The 14340-nt window shown below is 59.3% G+C and carries 11 protein-coding genes and 1 tRNA gene; 1 reads left to right on the top strand and 11 read right to left on the bottom strand.

Features of this window, described 5'->3' with window-relative positions; genetic code table 11:
* Positions 1–327: 327 nt before the first annotated feature.
* The 9 genes from rplT to recJ form a co-directional block, all read right to left on the bottom strand.
* On the bottom strand, positions 328–687 hold the full coding sequence (gene rplT / locus PMX21_RS09020) for a 50S ribosomal protein L20 (RefSeq protein WP_006234421.1): 360 nt from the start codon (positions 685–687) through the stop codon (positions 328–330).
* Positions 688–733: 46 nt separating this feature from the next.
* Positions 734–925: a 50S ribosomal protein L35 gene (gene rpmI, locus PMX21_RS09015; protein WP_006234422.1), complete on the bottom strand. Its 192-nt coding sequence runs from the start codon at positions 923–925 to the stop codon at positions 734–736.
* A gap of 32 nt (positions 926–957) precedes the next feature.
* Positions 958–1527: a translation initiation factor IF-3 gene (gene infC, locus PMX21_RS09010; protein ID WP_006234423.1), complete on the bottom strand. Its 570-nt coding sequence runs from the start codon at positions 1525–1527 to the stop codon at positions 958–960.
* 430 nt (positions 1528–1957) lie between these two features.
* A tRNA-Leu gene (locus PMX21_RS09005) sits at positions 1958–2044 on the bottom strand.
* Between the two features lie 39 nt (positions 2045–2083).
* Positions 2084–3517, bottom strand: a complete 1434-nt coding sequence (locus PMX21_RS09000) for a transglutaminase-like domain-containing protein (protein ID WP_271759186.1) — start codon at positions 3515–3517, stop codon at positions 2084–2086.
* Positions 3518–3867: 350 nt separating this feature from the next.
* Positions 3868–4734, bottom strand: coding sequence for a class II fructose-1,6-bisphosphate aldolase (gene fba / locus PMX21_RS08995; protein WP_035137086.1), 867 nt, complete (start codon positions 4732–4734; stop codon positions 3868–3870).
* A 194-nt stretch (positions 4735–4928) separates the two neighbouring features.
* Positions 4929–5612, bottom strand: coding sequence for an MBL fold metallo-hydrolase (locus PMX21_RS08990; RefSeq protein WP_334204080.1), 684 nt, complete (start codon positions 5610–5612; stop codon positions 4929–4931).
* Between the two features lie 88 nt (positions 5613–5700).
* On the bottom strand, positions 5701–8061 hold the full coding sequence (locus PMX21_RS08985) for a RelA/SpoT family protein (RefSeq protein ID WP_271759184.1): 2361 nt from the start codon (positions 8059–8061) through the stop codon (positions 5701–5703).
* 15 nt (positions 8062–8076) lie between these two features.
* Entirely contained in the window at positions 8077–11364 is a 3288-nt protein-coding gene (gene recJ, locus PMX21_RS08980) for a single-stranded-DNA-specific exonuclease RecJ (protein ID WP_195920084.1), read from the bottom strand.
* A 274-nt stretch (positions 11365–11638) separates the two neighbouring features.
* Here recJ and PMX21_RS08975 point away from each other — a divergent pair, with 274 nt between their 5' ends.
* On the top strand, positions 11639–12637 hold the full coding sequence (locus tag PMX21_RS08975) for a bile acid:sodium symporter family protein (RefSeq protein WP_271759183.1): 999 nt from the start codon (positions 11639–11641) through the stop codon (positions 12635–12637).
* Between the two features lie 30 nt (positions 12638–12667).
* Here the strand turns inward: PMX21_RS08975 and PMX21_RS08970 are convergent, their stop codons facing one another.
* The gene (locus PMX21_RS08970) at positions 12668–13465 is read right to left on the bottom strand and encodes a DUF4931 domain-containing protein (protein WP_271759182.1); all 798 of its coding nucleotides are present in this window, start codon (positions 13463–13465) and stop codon (positions 12668–12670) included.
* A 3-nt stretch (positions 13466–13468) separates the two neighbouring features.
* On the bottom strand, positions 13469–14146 hold the full coding sequence (locus PMX21_RS08965; RefSeq protein ID WP_271759181.1) for a copper homeostasis protein CutC: 678 nt from the start codon (positions 14144–14146) through the stop codon (positions 13469–13471).
* Between the last annotated feature and the right edge of the window lie 194 nt (positions 14147–14340).

Below are 14340 nucleotides of genomic sequence, written 5' to 3'. Positions count from 1 at the left end.
TCTCAAGGTGCACGCCTGCGCTGGTTCCCGGTTGCACCGGGCCGCGCGGCAAGGAGATATATTGCCAGACCGGAGGGCCCCCGGGGGCGGGAATTCCACTCTTCACAAGTCCTACACAATACATCGCTTCCTATATAAGTAATAGAAAGGCTGGTGCAGAAATACTGCACGTATCAGATGATGACCCTTCGGTTAAGAGATATATAAAGATCGGTCACCTGTATGTGTCTATCTACCCGCGCTTTTGCTATATAAACCAGCGCTTCAGATAAAAAGAGGGAGCGCCGCGCACAACGCGACACTCCCCTAGCGATTCAAGAGAATCTATTAGGCCTCGAGAGCCTTCTTGGCGATGGTAGCCAGCTCGTTGAAGGACTCGATGTCCTCGTAAGCCATCTGAGCCAGGACCTTGCGGTCGAGCTCGATGCCGGCAACCTTCAGGCCGTGCATGAACTGAGAGTAAGAGATGTCGTTCAGGCGAGCAGCAGCGTTGATACGAGTGATCCAAAGAGAACGGATCTCGCGCTTCTTGTTGCGGCGATCACGATACTGATACTGCAGGGAGTGCTGGACCTGCTCTTTAGCATGCTTGTAAGTACGCGAAGCGGCACCGTAGTAACCCTTCGCACGGTGCATAACGGTACGGCGCTTCTTCTTGGCGGCAACAGCGCGCTTAATACGTGCCATGTTCTATCAACTCCTAGACGGTAAAACGAAAAACGGGAACGCGAACTTAGGCGAGACGCGACTTGATGACCTTGCGGTCGGCAGCGGCAATCTCGGTCTCCTGACGGAAGCCACGCTTACGCTTGGTGGACTTCTTGCTCAGGATGTGGCTCTTGAAAGCCTTGGCGCGCATAAGCTTGCCGGTACCAGTCTTGCGGAAACGCTTCTTGGTGCCGCTGTGGGACTTCATCTTAGGCATGAAATACTCCTTAATCGGTTACAGAACACTAGTTACTTAGTATCGCTTGCCGCTTTATCCTCATCGAAGGCGCCCTTAATCGGGGCGAGCAGCATAAGCATGTTACGGCCTTCCATCTTAGGCTTGGACTCGACCGTAGCGTAAGGCTTGAGATCCTCGGCGAGACGCTCGAGAACGTTAAGGCCCTGCTCCGGGTGAGCCATCTCGCGGCCGCGGAACATGATGGTGATCTTAACGCGTGCGCCCTTCTTGAGGAAACGCAGAACGTGGCCCTTCTTGGTCTCGTAGTCGCCAACGTCGATCTTGGGTCGGAACTTCATTTCCTTGACCTCGACCTTGGACTGGTTCTTACGAGCAGCCTTGGCCTTCATGGCCTGCTGGTACTTGAACTTACCGTAGTCCATGACCTTGCAGACCGGCGGCTCCGCGTTGGGAGCGATCTCGACCAGGTCGAGACCCTGATCGTCGGCGACGCGCTGGGCATCGCGAATGGCGAACAGGCCGAGCTGAGAGCCATCGACGCCAATCAAACGGCACGACGATGCAGTGATCTCGTCGTTGATGCGAGTGTCATCAGACTTAGCTATTTTCCCTACCTCCATTCATAAAAAAATAACCCGACGCTTCTCAGCAACCAGGTCGTACACATAGACTTCCTCGATTTGAGGAAGGGAATCTAAGTTGTATGACCAGTCAGCTGCTCATTGGCGCCAAAAGGTGGGAACCCTCGGGTTCCTCTTTAGGGCATTGCGGGAACAACGCCTTGCGAATAATAACACGTACAGCGCGTTATCACATTACGTACACGAAAAAGGGGCCTTGACCCCCTTGAACGCTCGCTTGCATGTATGGTGCCCGAGGCGAGACTCGAAGGGCCTTCGCTTCGCGAAGCCCCGGGGTTCGGACGCGTGGCGCCCTCGCCACGCTCCGCTACAAACAGGCCGCAGGCCTGTTTGCTTAACGCTTCGCGCGCTCACGCGAGTTCGGCACGAAAAAGGGGCCGCAACCCCCTTGAACGCTCACTTGCATGTATGGTGCCCGAGGCGAGACTCGAACTCGCACGTTGTTGCCAACGGTGGATTTTGAGTCCACTGCGTCTGCCAATTCCGCCACTCGGGCACGCAATGCGTGAGTTAGTTTATCACAGCTTTCTACCGATTAGTCCGAAAATGGAACTTCGAGCATTTCGATAAGCTCAACCTTGCGTAACATCTCCCGCTTACGACATCCACGTCCGTCAACCGAGGCCTCGCCCATCTGGTTGTCATAGGGATCCTCGCGCATACCATCGAGAGCAGGCACAAATTCAGCCTGGAATCGATTGTTGGCCACCATACGCCACGGGTCGAGATTGCCAAAGTAGTGACGACGACGCCACTCCTCCCCCATCCTACGAGCAGAAGATCCAAATGACACGTCGGCGTTGAGCCAACCGGTCTGCGGCGTATAGAACTCTGCCCAGTCGTGCGACCCCACCGAATCGGGCGCAACGTACAGGCCGCTCTGCCAACGGGCAGGCACACCGGCAATACGGCACATGGTGATAAACGTGAGCGCCATAACGCCGCAATCGCCGCGGAGCGAATGCGCGCAGTCATCGGCAATAGATCCCAAAAGCAAGTACGGCGGCTGATAGCGATAGTCGATATGCTGCGTCAGATAATCATAGATAGCACGAGCGCGATCGAGCGGATCCTCGAGTCCGTCAACAACACCGGCCGTCAGCTGCTGCAGATACGGCGTGAATGCAATGTGCGGACGGTCCTCAGAAATATCTTCGGGCAACGGCGCGTCCATACACGGATGCGACGGAAGCGCACCCCCATAAATATCGCGATAAGCGGCATCGATGTGATAGCGATAGGTCACCGAGAATGAGCGCTCACTCGAAGAAGACCACGAGGCGGTACGCGCCGAAGCGTTCGCGGGAGCAACAGCACCCTCCGGCGTCATGTCGAGAATCTCGACCCGAGACTGCTGACGACAGGCAGCCGCGACGGGAAGCCAAGCGCAAACGGTCTCCCCCTCCAGAGCGCCGGGGACAGACAAGGACGCTTTAAGCGTAATGACGCGAGCCAATCCGTTTTGCGACTCCATCTCCTTGAGCATCTCGTTGCGCAGTGCTATTCCGTCCGTAGAATCGGGACGCATGCCGGGGGCCTCTTTGGGATATACGCGAAGCGAATCGAGGAAGTTATCGAGAACGAACAGCTCGCCATCGATAAAGCGCCAGTCAATACGCTTACGGTCAATCAGATCGTCAAACTGCTCCTCGGTAAACTCAGGCCACTCCTCGCGAATCATCGCAATAGCTCGATCGCGCGACACCGAAAAATGAAGCGGCGTCTCGATCATGCGATACCGCTCGGCGCGAACGCAGGCAGCGAGCGAGGGATCGGGATCTTGGGCAAGTAGGCGGTCGCAAGCCTCAATAGCCTGCGAAAGATACCCCGCGTCCTTTAAACGCAGAATCTCGGGTGGCAAGCCAACATCTAGAAAACGGAAGTCATCATTGCAAACATCAACAGAGCAACCAACAGGACCCTCGTCAATAACCTTCCCATCCGAAGGCAGTACATTAATAACAGTCATACCAAACTCCAAGTCATTAGAACTCTTGAAGCCCATTGTAGCGAGATAAAAAAGAAAGCCCCAACAAGGGAGCCATCAACACCGCCGAGCGGTAGTCAAAAAATGAATTCAGCCCAGTAACCCTGTAGCGAGTTAACGAAGGAGGCCCCGTTCACCCGGAGCTGATTCCGTCGCGCGACTTCTGGCGAAGCCAGTAGCCACCTTAATTCAGGCTCGTAACCCTGCGGCGTTAAACGAAGGAAGCCCCGTCTCCCGGAACTGTTTCCTTGGCGCGACTTCTGGCGAAGCCAGGTGAGCGCAAAGGAAACAGTGTAGGGAGACGGGGCTTCCGGTGGGAAGTTTAGCGACGCTTACGCCTTGTTGACGGAGCCAAACTCCTCCATGAGCTCCTTGGTGCGGGCAACGATGTTGTCGCGACCAGGCTTGAGGAGCTTGCGGGGGTCAAAGCCCTTGCCCTGCTGATCCTTGCCAGCCTCGATATACTCGCGAACGCCCTTGGCGAAGACGAGCTGCAGATCGGTGTTGACGTTGATCTTGGAGATACCCAGGGAGATGGCCTTCTTGATCTGATCCTCGGGGATGCCGGTACCACCGTGCAGAACGAGGGGCAGGTCGCCGGTCTGAGCCTTGATCTCGCCCAGACGCTCGAAGGAAAGGCCAGCCCAGTCGGCAGGGTACACGCCGTGGATGTTGCCGATACCGCAGGCAAGGAAGTCGACGCCCAGGTCAGCAATCTGCTTGCACTCAGCAGGATCAGCGAGCTCGCCGCTGGAGGTCACGCCGTCCTCGGTGCCGCCGATGCCGCCGACCTCGGCCTCGATGGACATACCCTTGGAGTGGGCAAGCTCAACGAGCTCCTTGGTGCGGTCGAGGTTAAGCTGGAAGGTCTCCTCGTGAGAGCCGTCATACATGATGGACGTGAAGCCGGCCTCGATGCACTTGAAGCAGTCCTCGTAAGAACCGTGATCAAGGTGAAGGGCGACGGGAACGGTAACGCCCGTGGCCTCGACGGCAGCCTTGACCATGTCGGCGCAGACCTTGAAACCGCCCATCCACTTAGCGGCACCAGCGGTGCACTGAAGGATCAGCGGAGACTTGGCCTCCTCGGCGGCCTGGAGAATAGCCAGGGTCCACTCGAGGTTGTTGGTGTTGAAGGCACCGAGACCATACTTGCCGGCCTCGGCCTTCTTGAGCATGTCTGCTGCGTTGACGAGCATAAAAGAAACCTCCTGTAAGGTTGCTCCGATAACGCCTGAGATTTTACCACGACATACCCGAGCATAAACGTTCGTTTGTTCACGAATACCATCCGATTGGACAAATTTTGACCGTTTGCCCCACAGAATCGACCCACTGGGGAAAATAGCTTGACGATTGAGCGGTCTTCGTGGTTCGGAAGACGGCTTCGAGCCTACATCTGCATAAACGGGTTCTGCATAAGTTCGCGCGCCATCGTGGTCGAATCGCCATGGCCCGTCAAGCAAACGGTATCGGGCGGAAGCATCTTGGCAAGTTTGGAGAGCGAGCGCATAATCGCCGCCTCGTCACCGCCGGAAAGATCGGTACGACCGTGGCTGCCCGGGAAAAGCGTGTCGCCCACAAAGGCGATGTTTCCCTGCTCGGTCGCGGCGAACAGGACGATGCCGCCCGGCGTATGCCCCGGCGTCTCGATCACCTGCAGGCAGACGTCGCCCACCTCGATTGTATCGCCCTCGGCAAGCAAGCGCGTCGGCTCACCCGGATCGGGCGTCTCGATACCCCACATGGCGCGCTGCTCCTCGATATTTGCGCGAGGCACCGTCACGTCCTTAGCGCACAACTCATATAGTGCGCTGTCGCCAACGACAGCTCGAACCCCGGCGACCCCGCCAACATGGTCGGCATGACCGTGCGTGCAGACAGAGCCGAGTACGCGAACCTCGGGATGCGCGGTGCGGATATGCTCCACAAGACGCTCGCCCTCCCACGCCGGATCGACGATTAAGCACTCGTCATTCGAAATCACGACGTAACTGTTGGTCTGAATCGGGCCGTTGACGAGTGCCTCAATCGAAGCTGCACCTCGGGGTGTCAGGTCCAAAGTCATATCGCCCATGCGCATACCCTCCTTCTAAAATACGTTCGAGGCACCAAACGATGCCTCGAACGTAACCAATATCTATGATGCTGAGAGGCTCTCGCACCTACACACGGCGCTTGAGCTGAGCTCCGCCTTCGCCGGGCATAAGACGGCGAGCGTCGTAGACCGAATCGACACTGCTGATGGAAGCCAGCAGCGGATCCAGACCGCTCGCGTCCGAGATCTCGACCATAAAGCGCAGGGTTGCAATACCCTCGCGGTTGGTCGACGTGGCGGCAGAAAGGATATTGCCGCCCGCATCGCCAATGGCAATGGTGACATCCTTGAGCAGGCCCATGCGGTCCAGGCACTCGACCACGATCTCGACCTGGAAGAGGGTGTCGGCAGCGCCGTCCCACTCCACATCGATCATGCGCTCGGGATGTTCCATAAGACCCTTGACGTTGGGGCAGTTGGCGCGATGCACCGAAACGCCACGACCGCGCGTGATGAAGCCGACGATGTCGTCGCCCGTCACGGGGTTGCAGCAATGAGCCAGACGGACCAGCAGGCCGCTGTTGCTCTCGCCCTTGACGACAATGCCGTTACTAGCGCTCTTGCCGCGCTTTTGCGGCTTGCGGTTGGAGCCGCGAGCAGGCTGTTTCACGACCTCGGCGATAGCCTCGGCCTTGGTGAGCTGTTCCTCGGGCTTGGGGTCCAAGATTTGCTCGACCTTGTTACCCACAGCGCGCGGGGCAACTTTGCCGGCGCCGACGGCGGCAAACAAGTCCTCGAGCTGCTTGTAGTTAAACTGCTCCGCCACGGCGTTGAGCGCACGCGTGGATCGCGGCGTCGAGATGCCATACCCGCGCTTGCGCAGGTCCTTGGCCAGTATATCGCGGCCGGCAGCAGCGTCGTCGTCTTTGGTCGCGGCGGCGAAATAACGGCGAATCTTTGATTTAGCGGAAGGCGTCTTGACGATCTTGAGCCAATCACGCGACGGCTTGGAACTCTTGTTGGTAAGGATTTCAACGCGGTCGCCCGTCTTGATCTCGTGCGTGAGCGGGGCCACCGCACCGTTGATCTTAGCGCCGACGCAGTGGTTGCCCACCTCGGTGTGAACGGCGTAGGCAAAGTCGAGCGGCGTGGAGCCGGCACGAAGCGCCATGACCTCGCCCTTGGGCGTAAAGACGAAGATCTCCTGGTCGAACAGATCGACCTTCAGCGAGTGCAGATATTCCTTGGCGTCGGTGATCTCATCAGACGCAGCCCAATCGAGCGAATGCTTGAGCCAGTTAATCTGGTCGTCCAGACGCTGGGCATCATTGGTCTTAGACGCAGACGATCCGCCCGACTTCTTATATAGCCAGTGGGCGGCAATGCCGTACTCGGCCTGCTCATGCATCTCGTAGGTTCGAATCTGAATCTCGAGTGGGCGGGCCGTGGGGCCGATAACCGTCGTATGGAGCGACTGGTAGTTATTGACCTTGGGCATGGCGATATAGTCTTTAAAGCGACCGGGCATGGGGTGCCACAGCGTATGCACCGCGCCGAGCGTGGAGTAGCAATCGCGCACCGAATGCGTGATGACGCGCAGTGCCACCAGGTCGTAGATCTCGGAGAATTCCTTGCCCTTGCGCTTCATCTTTTGGTAGATGGACCAATAGTGCTTGGAACGGCCGTTAATCTGGAAGCCTTCCAGGCCAATGCGGTTGAGCTCGTCGGTGAGTGTCTTGATGGTCTCAGCCAGATAGCGCTCACGGACCTCGCGCGACTCCGCCACCATGCGCGCGATGCGCTGGTAGGCATCGGGCTCCAGGTAGAAGAAGGACAGGTCCTCGAGCTCCCACTTAATAGAGCTCATGCCCAGGCGGTCGGCCAAGGGCGCGTACACGTCCATGGTCTCGCGAGCCTTAAACAGGCGACGATCCTCGCGCAGGGCTGCCAGCGTTCGCATGTTGTGCAGACGGTCGGCAAGTTTAACGATGATGACGCGAATGTCCTTGGACATGGCGAGGAACATCTTGCGCAGCGTGAGCGCCTGCTTCTCGTCCATGCTGTCGACTTCGATATTGGTGAGCTTGGTCACGCCATCGACGAGCTCGGCCACCGTATCGCCGAACAGGCCGGAAACATCGGCGAGCGAGGTCTCGGTATCCTCGACGGTATCGTGCAGCAGCGCGGCGCACACCACATCGCAGTCCATCTTGAGATCGGCCAAAATGATGGCAACCTCGACGGGATGGTTAATGTACATCTCGCCCGAGCGGCGCTTTTGGTTGCAGTGCTTCTCGGCGGCAAAGCAGTAGGCCTGCTCAACCTTAGAAAAGTCGTCCTCATTCATATATTTGAGGCACAGGCGCTCCAGCTTGTCGTAGCTGTCCGCCATAATCTCGGGCGGCAGCTCATCGGCATGCTTATAGTGCTCCATCTCCGAAAAAGGCTGGAGGGTGGAATCATGGGCGGTACGGGCTGCGGCATCCATCGAGGTCCCCTTCCCCTAGGCCCGCGGTACGATCGGGCGGTTAACTTTGGCTAGCATATCAGAAGCGCACGAATCGAGCGCCCAACTCCGGAAAGCCGAGAACTCCATGCGCGAGCGCAAGCCCTCCAAATAGCGAATTGACCTGCTCAATTGCACGCGGCCGGGGTTTTCGGCCATCGCGATGCGACGGGTGTCGTCAAACCCCGAAATGCGACAAAAACCAAGCTCTTCGAAGATTCCCAAGCCGCTTTCCACCGAGCGCTCGTCGACCGGCGTGCGAGCATCGATGGCAAGGCACATCTGCGCGATGTCGATATCGCTCGCGCTAAAGGAATCGTCCCCGGTCTTGCCGCGGTTGGAGCGCCACATGGTCTGCAGCGCGCGATAGAGCGTGACGAGCTCGTCGCGCTCGGGCGCATAGCAGTCGAGCAGGCGCTCGTTAATACGGGCGTCACGCGACGAATAGAGTAGATGGATCACGGCGGGTTGGCCATCGCGACCGGCGCGGCCGCTCATCTGGTTAAACTCAATGCCGCCAAACGGCATGTGATAGAGCACGACATGGCGAATATCGGGAAGGTTGACGCCCTCGCCAAAGGCGGATGTCGAGACGATGCAGCTGAGGCTGCCGTCTCGAAACGCCTCCTCTACGCGATGGCGGTCGGTGCGCGTAAGGCCAGCGTTATAGAACGCGATACGGGTCGCACAGTCGGGAACGCGTTTGCGTAGTGTCTTGGCGAGCGCCACGGACTGGTCGCGCGAATTGACGTAAATGACGGTCTTCTCCCCCGTCGCCACGATCGACACCAAACGGTTCTCGCGGCTCGCAAGATCTCGGTCGTCCTCGAGCTGCAGGTTCTCGCGCACCGTCTCGTCGACCACCGTGTGAGTGATCGGAAGCGTGCGGGCAAGCTCGGCCACGACCGGAGCCGTCGCGGTGGCCGTCGCGGCCATAACGACCGGGTCGCCCAGGGCTTTGAGGATATCGGGCATGTCGAGATAGGCGCTGCGGTCGCCGCCCTTGGCAAGGCCAGCGTGGTGCGCCTCATCGATAACGACAAAACCGATGCGCCCCGAACGCGCAAAGCGGTCGCGGTGAATGGACAGGAACTCGGGCGTCGTGAGCACGATGCCGGTACGGCCCGAAGCCAAGCCGGCAAACACGTCATCGCGCGCCGCCTCCACGGTCTCGCCGGTCAACACGCCGACGCCAATGCCGAGCGCGGCCATCGTCGACGAGAGGTGATAGGCCTGGTCGGCAACGAGCGCGCGCAGCGGATAGACAAAGATGCTCGCACGCCCGCGAAGAACCGCCTCGCGCGCGGCATGCACATGGAAGATGAGCGACTTGCCGCGCCCCGTTCCCATAACGGCCAGAACACTTTGGTGATCGGCCAGGGCATCGAGCGCCTCGACCTGCGCGCGGTGCGGCTGGTTCGAGCCTATAAAGCTATGGATAAGCGAGCGCGTCAGCTCGGTATAAGAAAGCTGGGCGAGTGTCTCGCGCTTACGCGACTCCAGGCGCAGGCCGGAATCCGCCGGCTGCACGCCACGACGAAGCTCGCATGCCGGATCGTCGACGCTGGGCAGCGTGGTATCGCGGACCAGAACATCCTTGATCATGAGCTTGGGCTTCACACGCCCCTGCCAATGCTCGGCAACGGCCTCGAACACCAAGTCGACAGCACTATCGCAGTTGATGAGCTTATCGATTTGCGGCACGCGGAACATAATGGCCGGCACGCTTGCGGCGCCATCGGTCGCCACAAAGCGCATGTGCTCGCCGGTTTTGCCCACCACGGCGCGATCGCACATCGTCACGCCCTCGGCGGCCAGCAGCGGCACCTTGTTGCCCTGGCCAAACGGCTCAAGACGGGAAATCTGCTCTATAGTCTCGATATTCAGCTCGGAAAGGTCGACCGTGGCGGCAACCTCGTCGATGTCTTCAAAGTCCTCGGCGGGAATCTCCGATAGCACGGCGGAAAGGCGACGACGGAATTCATCGAGCTTGGATGCCTCGATGGTCACACCCACCGCACCGGCATGTCCGCCGCGACGAATCAGCAGGTCGGAACAGCGCTCGACGGCGTCAAACAGGTTAACTTTGCCCACCGAGCGACCAGAGCCGCGCGCGATACCGTCCTCGATCGAGAACAGCAGCGCCGGCACGTGATAGCGGTTGGTCAGACGGCTTGCCACGATGCCCTTGACACCCTCGTGCCAGCCTTCGCCGCCCACGACGATCGCGCGTCCGCCGTCATAGGTCTCCTCGACCTTTGCCATGGCATCGCGCGTGAGCTCCGCCTCGATCTCACGGCGCTGGCGGTTGATTTCCTCGAGCTCAGCCGCCAGCGCGCTTGCTTCGATGGGATTGCGGGCAAGCAGCAGGTCGAGCGCCAGCTTGGGATCGGCCATGCGACCGGCAGCGTTTAAGCGGGGAATGAGCGAGAATGACAGGCCGTCGGCCGTAATGGTAGAAAGATCGGCCTTGGCAAGTGCGGCAAGCGCGATATAGCCGGGACGGGCCGTCACGCGCATCTGCTGGATGCCCTCGGCGACCAGTGCGCGATTCTCGGGCGTGAGCGGCATCATGTCGGATACGGTGCCCAGCGCCGCGACCTCTATCAGCGAACGCCAATACGACGGCTTGCCCAAACGCTCGCCCAGGACCTGCACCAGTTTGAGTGCCACGCCGGCACCGGCAAGCTCGCGCGAGGGACCCTCGTCCTCGAGCTTGGGGTCGGTCAGGGGCACGCCCTGCGGCACCTGGTCGGAAGGCTCGTGATGGTCCGTGACCACCAAATCGATCCCCAGGCTCTCCAGATAGGAGACCTCTTCCTTGGCAGCAATACCGTTATCGACGGTCACAATCAGGTTGGGTTGGGCGAGCTCGTTGACGCGGTCGAGCGCCGCACGCGACAGGCCGTACCCCTCGTCAAAGCGGTGCGGGATAAACGGTGTGACATTGGCGCCAAACATCCGCAGCGCCTCGGTCAACAGACAAGTCGACGTTATGCCGTCGACGTCAAAATCGCCAAAGACGGCGATGCGCTCGTGACTGCGAACAGCGCGCTCAACGCGGTCGGCGACGACCGCCATGCCCGGAATAACGAGCGGGTCCGCCCAGTCGCGATCGAGCGAAGGCGTCAAAAACAGTTGGCCTTCCTCGATGGATGTAATGCCGTGCGCAACCATAATGCGCGCCACCAGCCCGGGTATGCCCAGGCCAGCCGAAAGCTCCTTTTCGAGCTCGGGGTTTTGCCGAGCGACCGCCCAGCGATGCGTCGTCTTAAGCGATGACATAGGCGCCCACCCCCGATAGGGGCAGGTCGCCGCGATACCTCTCACGGTTCATAGCGATGAGTCCTCTGTGTATGCCCGCTTCGGCAGGCAGATCTGTTGAACGGATTTATTATACCGTGCGGCACGGACGCAAAACGCCGCGGTGCGCCGCGGTTTCGGCAAACGATGGCGGTAATGGCCTCGAAATAATCGAGCGTTTCAGCCGCACGGACGCATACGAGCGTCTAGCATATCCATACAAACGAGTTCGCGGATAAAGGGAGTCACGGGACATATGAAGCAATGGGCTGGACTGGGAAAGTTCCTCGCGGGGCATATGCAGATCATCGTTCCGATTTGCGTGGCGCTCGGAGTGCTCTTTCCCCAGCAGATCGGCGTGCTCAAGCCCATTGTTCCCGCCCTCTTCGCCTTTATGACGTTTCAGGGCGCGCTCAGCAACACTTTTCACCAGGTAGCCGAGGTGTTCCACCGTCCGCTGCACCTGATTCTGGCGCTGCTGGTCTCGGCAGTGCTTATTCCCATCGCGGCGTACGCCATAGGGTCACTCTTCTTTGACTCCAACCCCAACCTTGTCTGCGGCATCGTGCTCGAGTACAGCGTGCCCGTGGCCGTCACCGCTTTTATGTGGATCAGCATGTTCGGCGGCAACGGCCCGCTCGCGCTCACTATCATCCTGACGTCCTCAGTTATCTCCCCTGTGACGATTCCGCTCACGCTTAAGCTCTTGCTGGGTGCCACCGTCTCGATCGATGTGCCGAGCATGATGCAAGACATGGCCTTTATGATCGCCATCCCCGCCGTGCTCGGCATCGTGATCAACGAGCTCACGCGTGGATGGGGACACGAGAAGCTCTCCCCCGCGCTCTCGCCCGCCTGCAAATTCATGATGATGGGCGTTATCGCCTCCAACTCCACCGCCATGAGCGAGTACGTGCTGCACATGAACGCGGTGCGCCTGGAAGTCGCCCTCTTTATTTTGACCTTCGCCATCAGCGGCTTTGTCATCGGTTTTCTGGTCGCCCGTGCGCTGCATCTGCCATATAGCGAGACGGCTACCATGTGCTTTACCTGCGGCATGCGCAATATCTCTTCGGGCGCCGTCATCGCCACGCAATACTTTCCGGGCGAAGTTGTGTTTCCCGTCATGTGTGGAACGTTGTTTCAGCAGGTGCTCGCCTCGCTTATCGGGCACTTCTTTGAGCGTCTGACCGGCGAGGAGCGCGCCGCCCAGCGCAAGCGGGTCGAGGCCGGCCGCGACGCCATGGGACGCTAGACTGTCCGCATTACGCGGGTGTTGGTCTTACTATACGAGCGTTTCCAGATGCGCACGCAGGCGCTCAGCATCGACATCGAGCGTTGTCTCGGCATTGACCTGGGCCAAACGATAGCCGACAAAGTAGGGCGAAACCACCCAACGCGGCAGCGCCTTGGCAATGGTCAGACCGCCCAGGTGATAGAAGAACAGGTTGTACGACTCTGCGCGACCACCGTGGTGCTCGTTCAGGATATAGCGCAGAGCTACCTGGATCGCATCGGCGAAGAGATCCGCCTCGGCTTGGTCTCTCGTGTCATCGCTGGCGGCGATTCCCTGCGGGGCTGAAACATTGACCTCAAAGAACCCCATAATCGGTTCGGTTGAGATGTCGACCGAGATTCTCCCCTGTTGCCAGACACTGATGCCTTCAAAGTTGGCTGAGGTCAGCGCCGCATAGCCGTCTTCCTGCTCCAAACCCACAATCTGCATGTGCGGATGAACGAGGCTACCGCCCGAGAGCGGACCCTTGTTCTTGTACATGAGCACGCTTCGATACTGCTGTGAATCGATCATCTGCTGCCAGCAACCCAGGGCAAACCGCATCACATGGTGGAGTTCATCCGGCTCATAGGTCACCAGGTCGGCATCGTGATCGGCCGACTCGATCAGCACGGTTTGACGGGTGGCGCGCAGGGTCTTGAACTTATTCTCGAGCCAAATACAATCGCCATCACGGCGAATGATGTCGGTGAGCCCTTCTGTATCGCAAAAGGGGCACGCGGTGCCGGGACGACGGTTGTCGTCGGGCTTACCGTTCGCCTGCTGAACGTCAAATACCAGCGCCACGGGTTATACCTCCAGCGGCACAATCTTGGTGCCATGGAGCTCGGAGACGCCCAGTGCCGCCGCCACGGTATCGCGGTTGACCGTGGAAATGCCGCCGCCGGGAAGGATGGTCAAGCGGTCGCCCGCATACTCGATCAAGCGGGCCAGGTTTTCGAAGTTGTCCTCGATCGGCGTACCGGCAGCGCCACCATGCGTCAGGATGCGTGTGATGCCGCAGTCGGCGAGTATGTCAATCGCGTCGAGCTGAGCCTCGGGCGAGAGCTGATCAAACGCCATGTGGAAGGTGATGTCGATGGGCTCACGCTTGCATTCCTCGGTCGCGCAGCCCGCGGCCATCACGAGGGCGCCCAACGTAAGCTCGTCGAGCGCCCATCCGCCAGCGCAGGGCTTGCAGCTGCCAAAGACCAAGCCGTCAACGCCGGCGCTTACGGCAAGGCCCAGGTCCATCTCCATCATGCGCAGCTCGTCTTGGTTGTAATGAAAGTCACCGCCACGCGGGCGAATCATGCACATCACTCGCGCGTCATGCTCGTGAGCATAGCTGACTGTAGCGCTGATAACACCGGCCGAGGGTGTAGTGCCACCGACGGCAAGGTTGTCGCACAGTTCAATACGCCTTGCACCGGCATCGATAGCCGCCGGCACCCGCTCAACGTTCTCGGCACAAAACTCGTACAGCATAGATAGACCCCCAAAGACAGCAGATGTTTTCCGACGGGCATTGTCACACATCCCCATGAAGTTGCGGTGGAATAGGGGCTGTTTTGGCGTCTAGAGCCCCCATTTAGTCCCTATTTCACCGCAACTTAAAGGGGTGCCGACCGAAATGGTCAGCACCCCTTTTTGCTGTATAGAAGTAGTCGTTGGGGACGTTC

The organism is Collinsella aerofaciens (assembly GCF_028209885.1).
Taxonomy (GTDB): domain Bacteria; phylum Actinomycetota; class Coriobacteriia; order Coriobacteriales; family Coriobacteriaceae; genus Collinsella; species Collinsella aerofaciens_BA.
Note: the sequence above shows the minus strand (reverse complement) of the source record. Positions and strands in the feature narration are given on the sequence as shown.

Coding starts and splice junctions, on each gene's coding strand:
- rpmI (WP_006234422.1), bottom strand. CDS start 925: ATGCCTAAGATGAAGTCCCACAGCGGCACCAAGAAGCGTTTCCGCAAG.
- rplT (WP_006234421.1), bottom strand. CDS start 687: ATGGCACGTATTAAGCGCGCTGTTGCCGCCAAGAAGAAGCGCCGTACC.
- PMX21_RS08965 (WP_271759181.1), bottom strand. CDS start 14,146: ATGCTGTACGAGTTTTGTGCCGAGAACGTTGAGCGGGTGCCGGCGGCT.
- PMX21_RS08975 (WP_271759183.1), top strand. CDS start 11,639: ATGAAGCAATGGGCTGGACTGGGAAAGTTCCTCGCGGGGCATATGCAG.
- PMX21_RS08985 (WP_271759184.1), bottom strand. CDS start 8,061: ATGGATGCCGCAGCCCGTACCGCCCATGATTCCACCCTCCAGCCTTTT.
- PMX21_RS09000 (WP_271759186.1), bottom strand. CDS start 3,517: ATGACTGTTATTAATGTACTGCCTTCGGATGGGAAGGTTATTGACGAG.
- infC (WP_006234423.1), bottom strand. CDS start 1,527: ATGGAGGTAGGGAAAATAGCTAAGTCTGATGACACTCGCATCAACGAC.
- PMX21_RS08990 (WP_334204080.1), bottom strand. CDS start 5,612: ATGGGCGATATGACTTTGGACCTGACACCCCGAGGTGCAGCTTCGATT.
- fba (WP_035137086.1), bottom strand. CDS start 4,734: ATGCTCGTCAACGCAGCAGACATGCTCAAGAAGGCCGAGGCCGGCAAG.
- recJ (WP_195920084.1), bottom strand. CDS start 11,364: ATGTCATCGCTTAAGACGACGCATCGCTGGGCGGTCGCTCGGCAAAAC.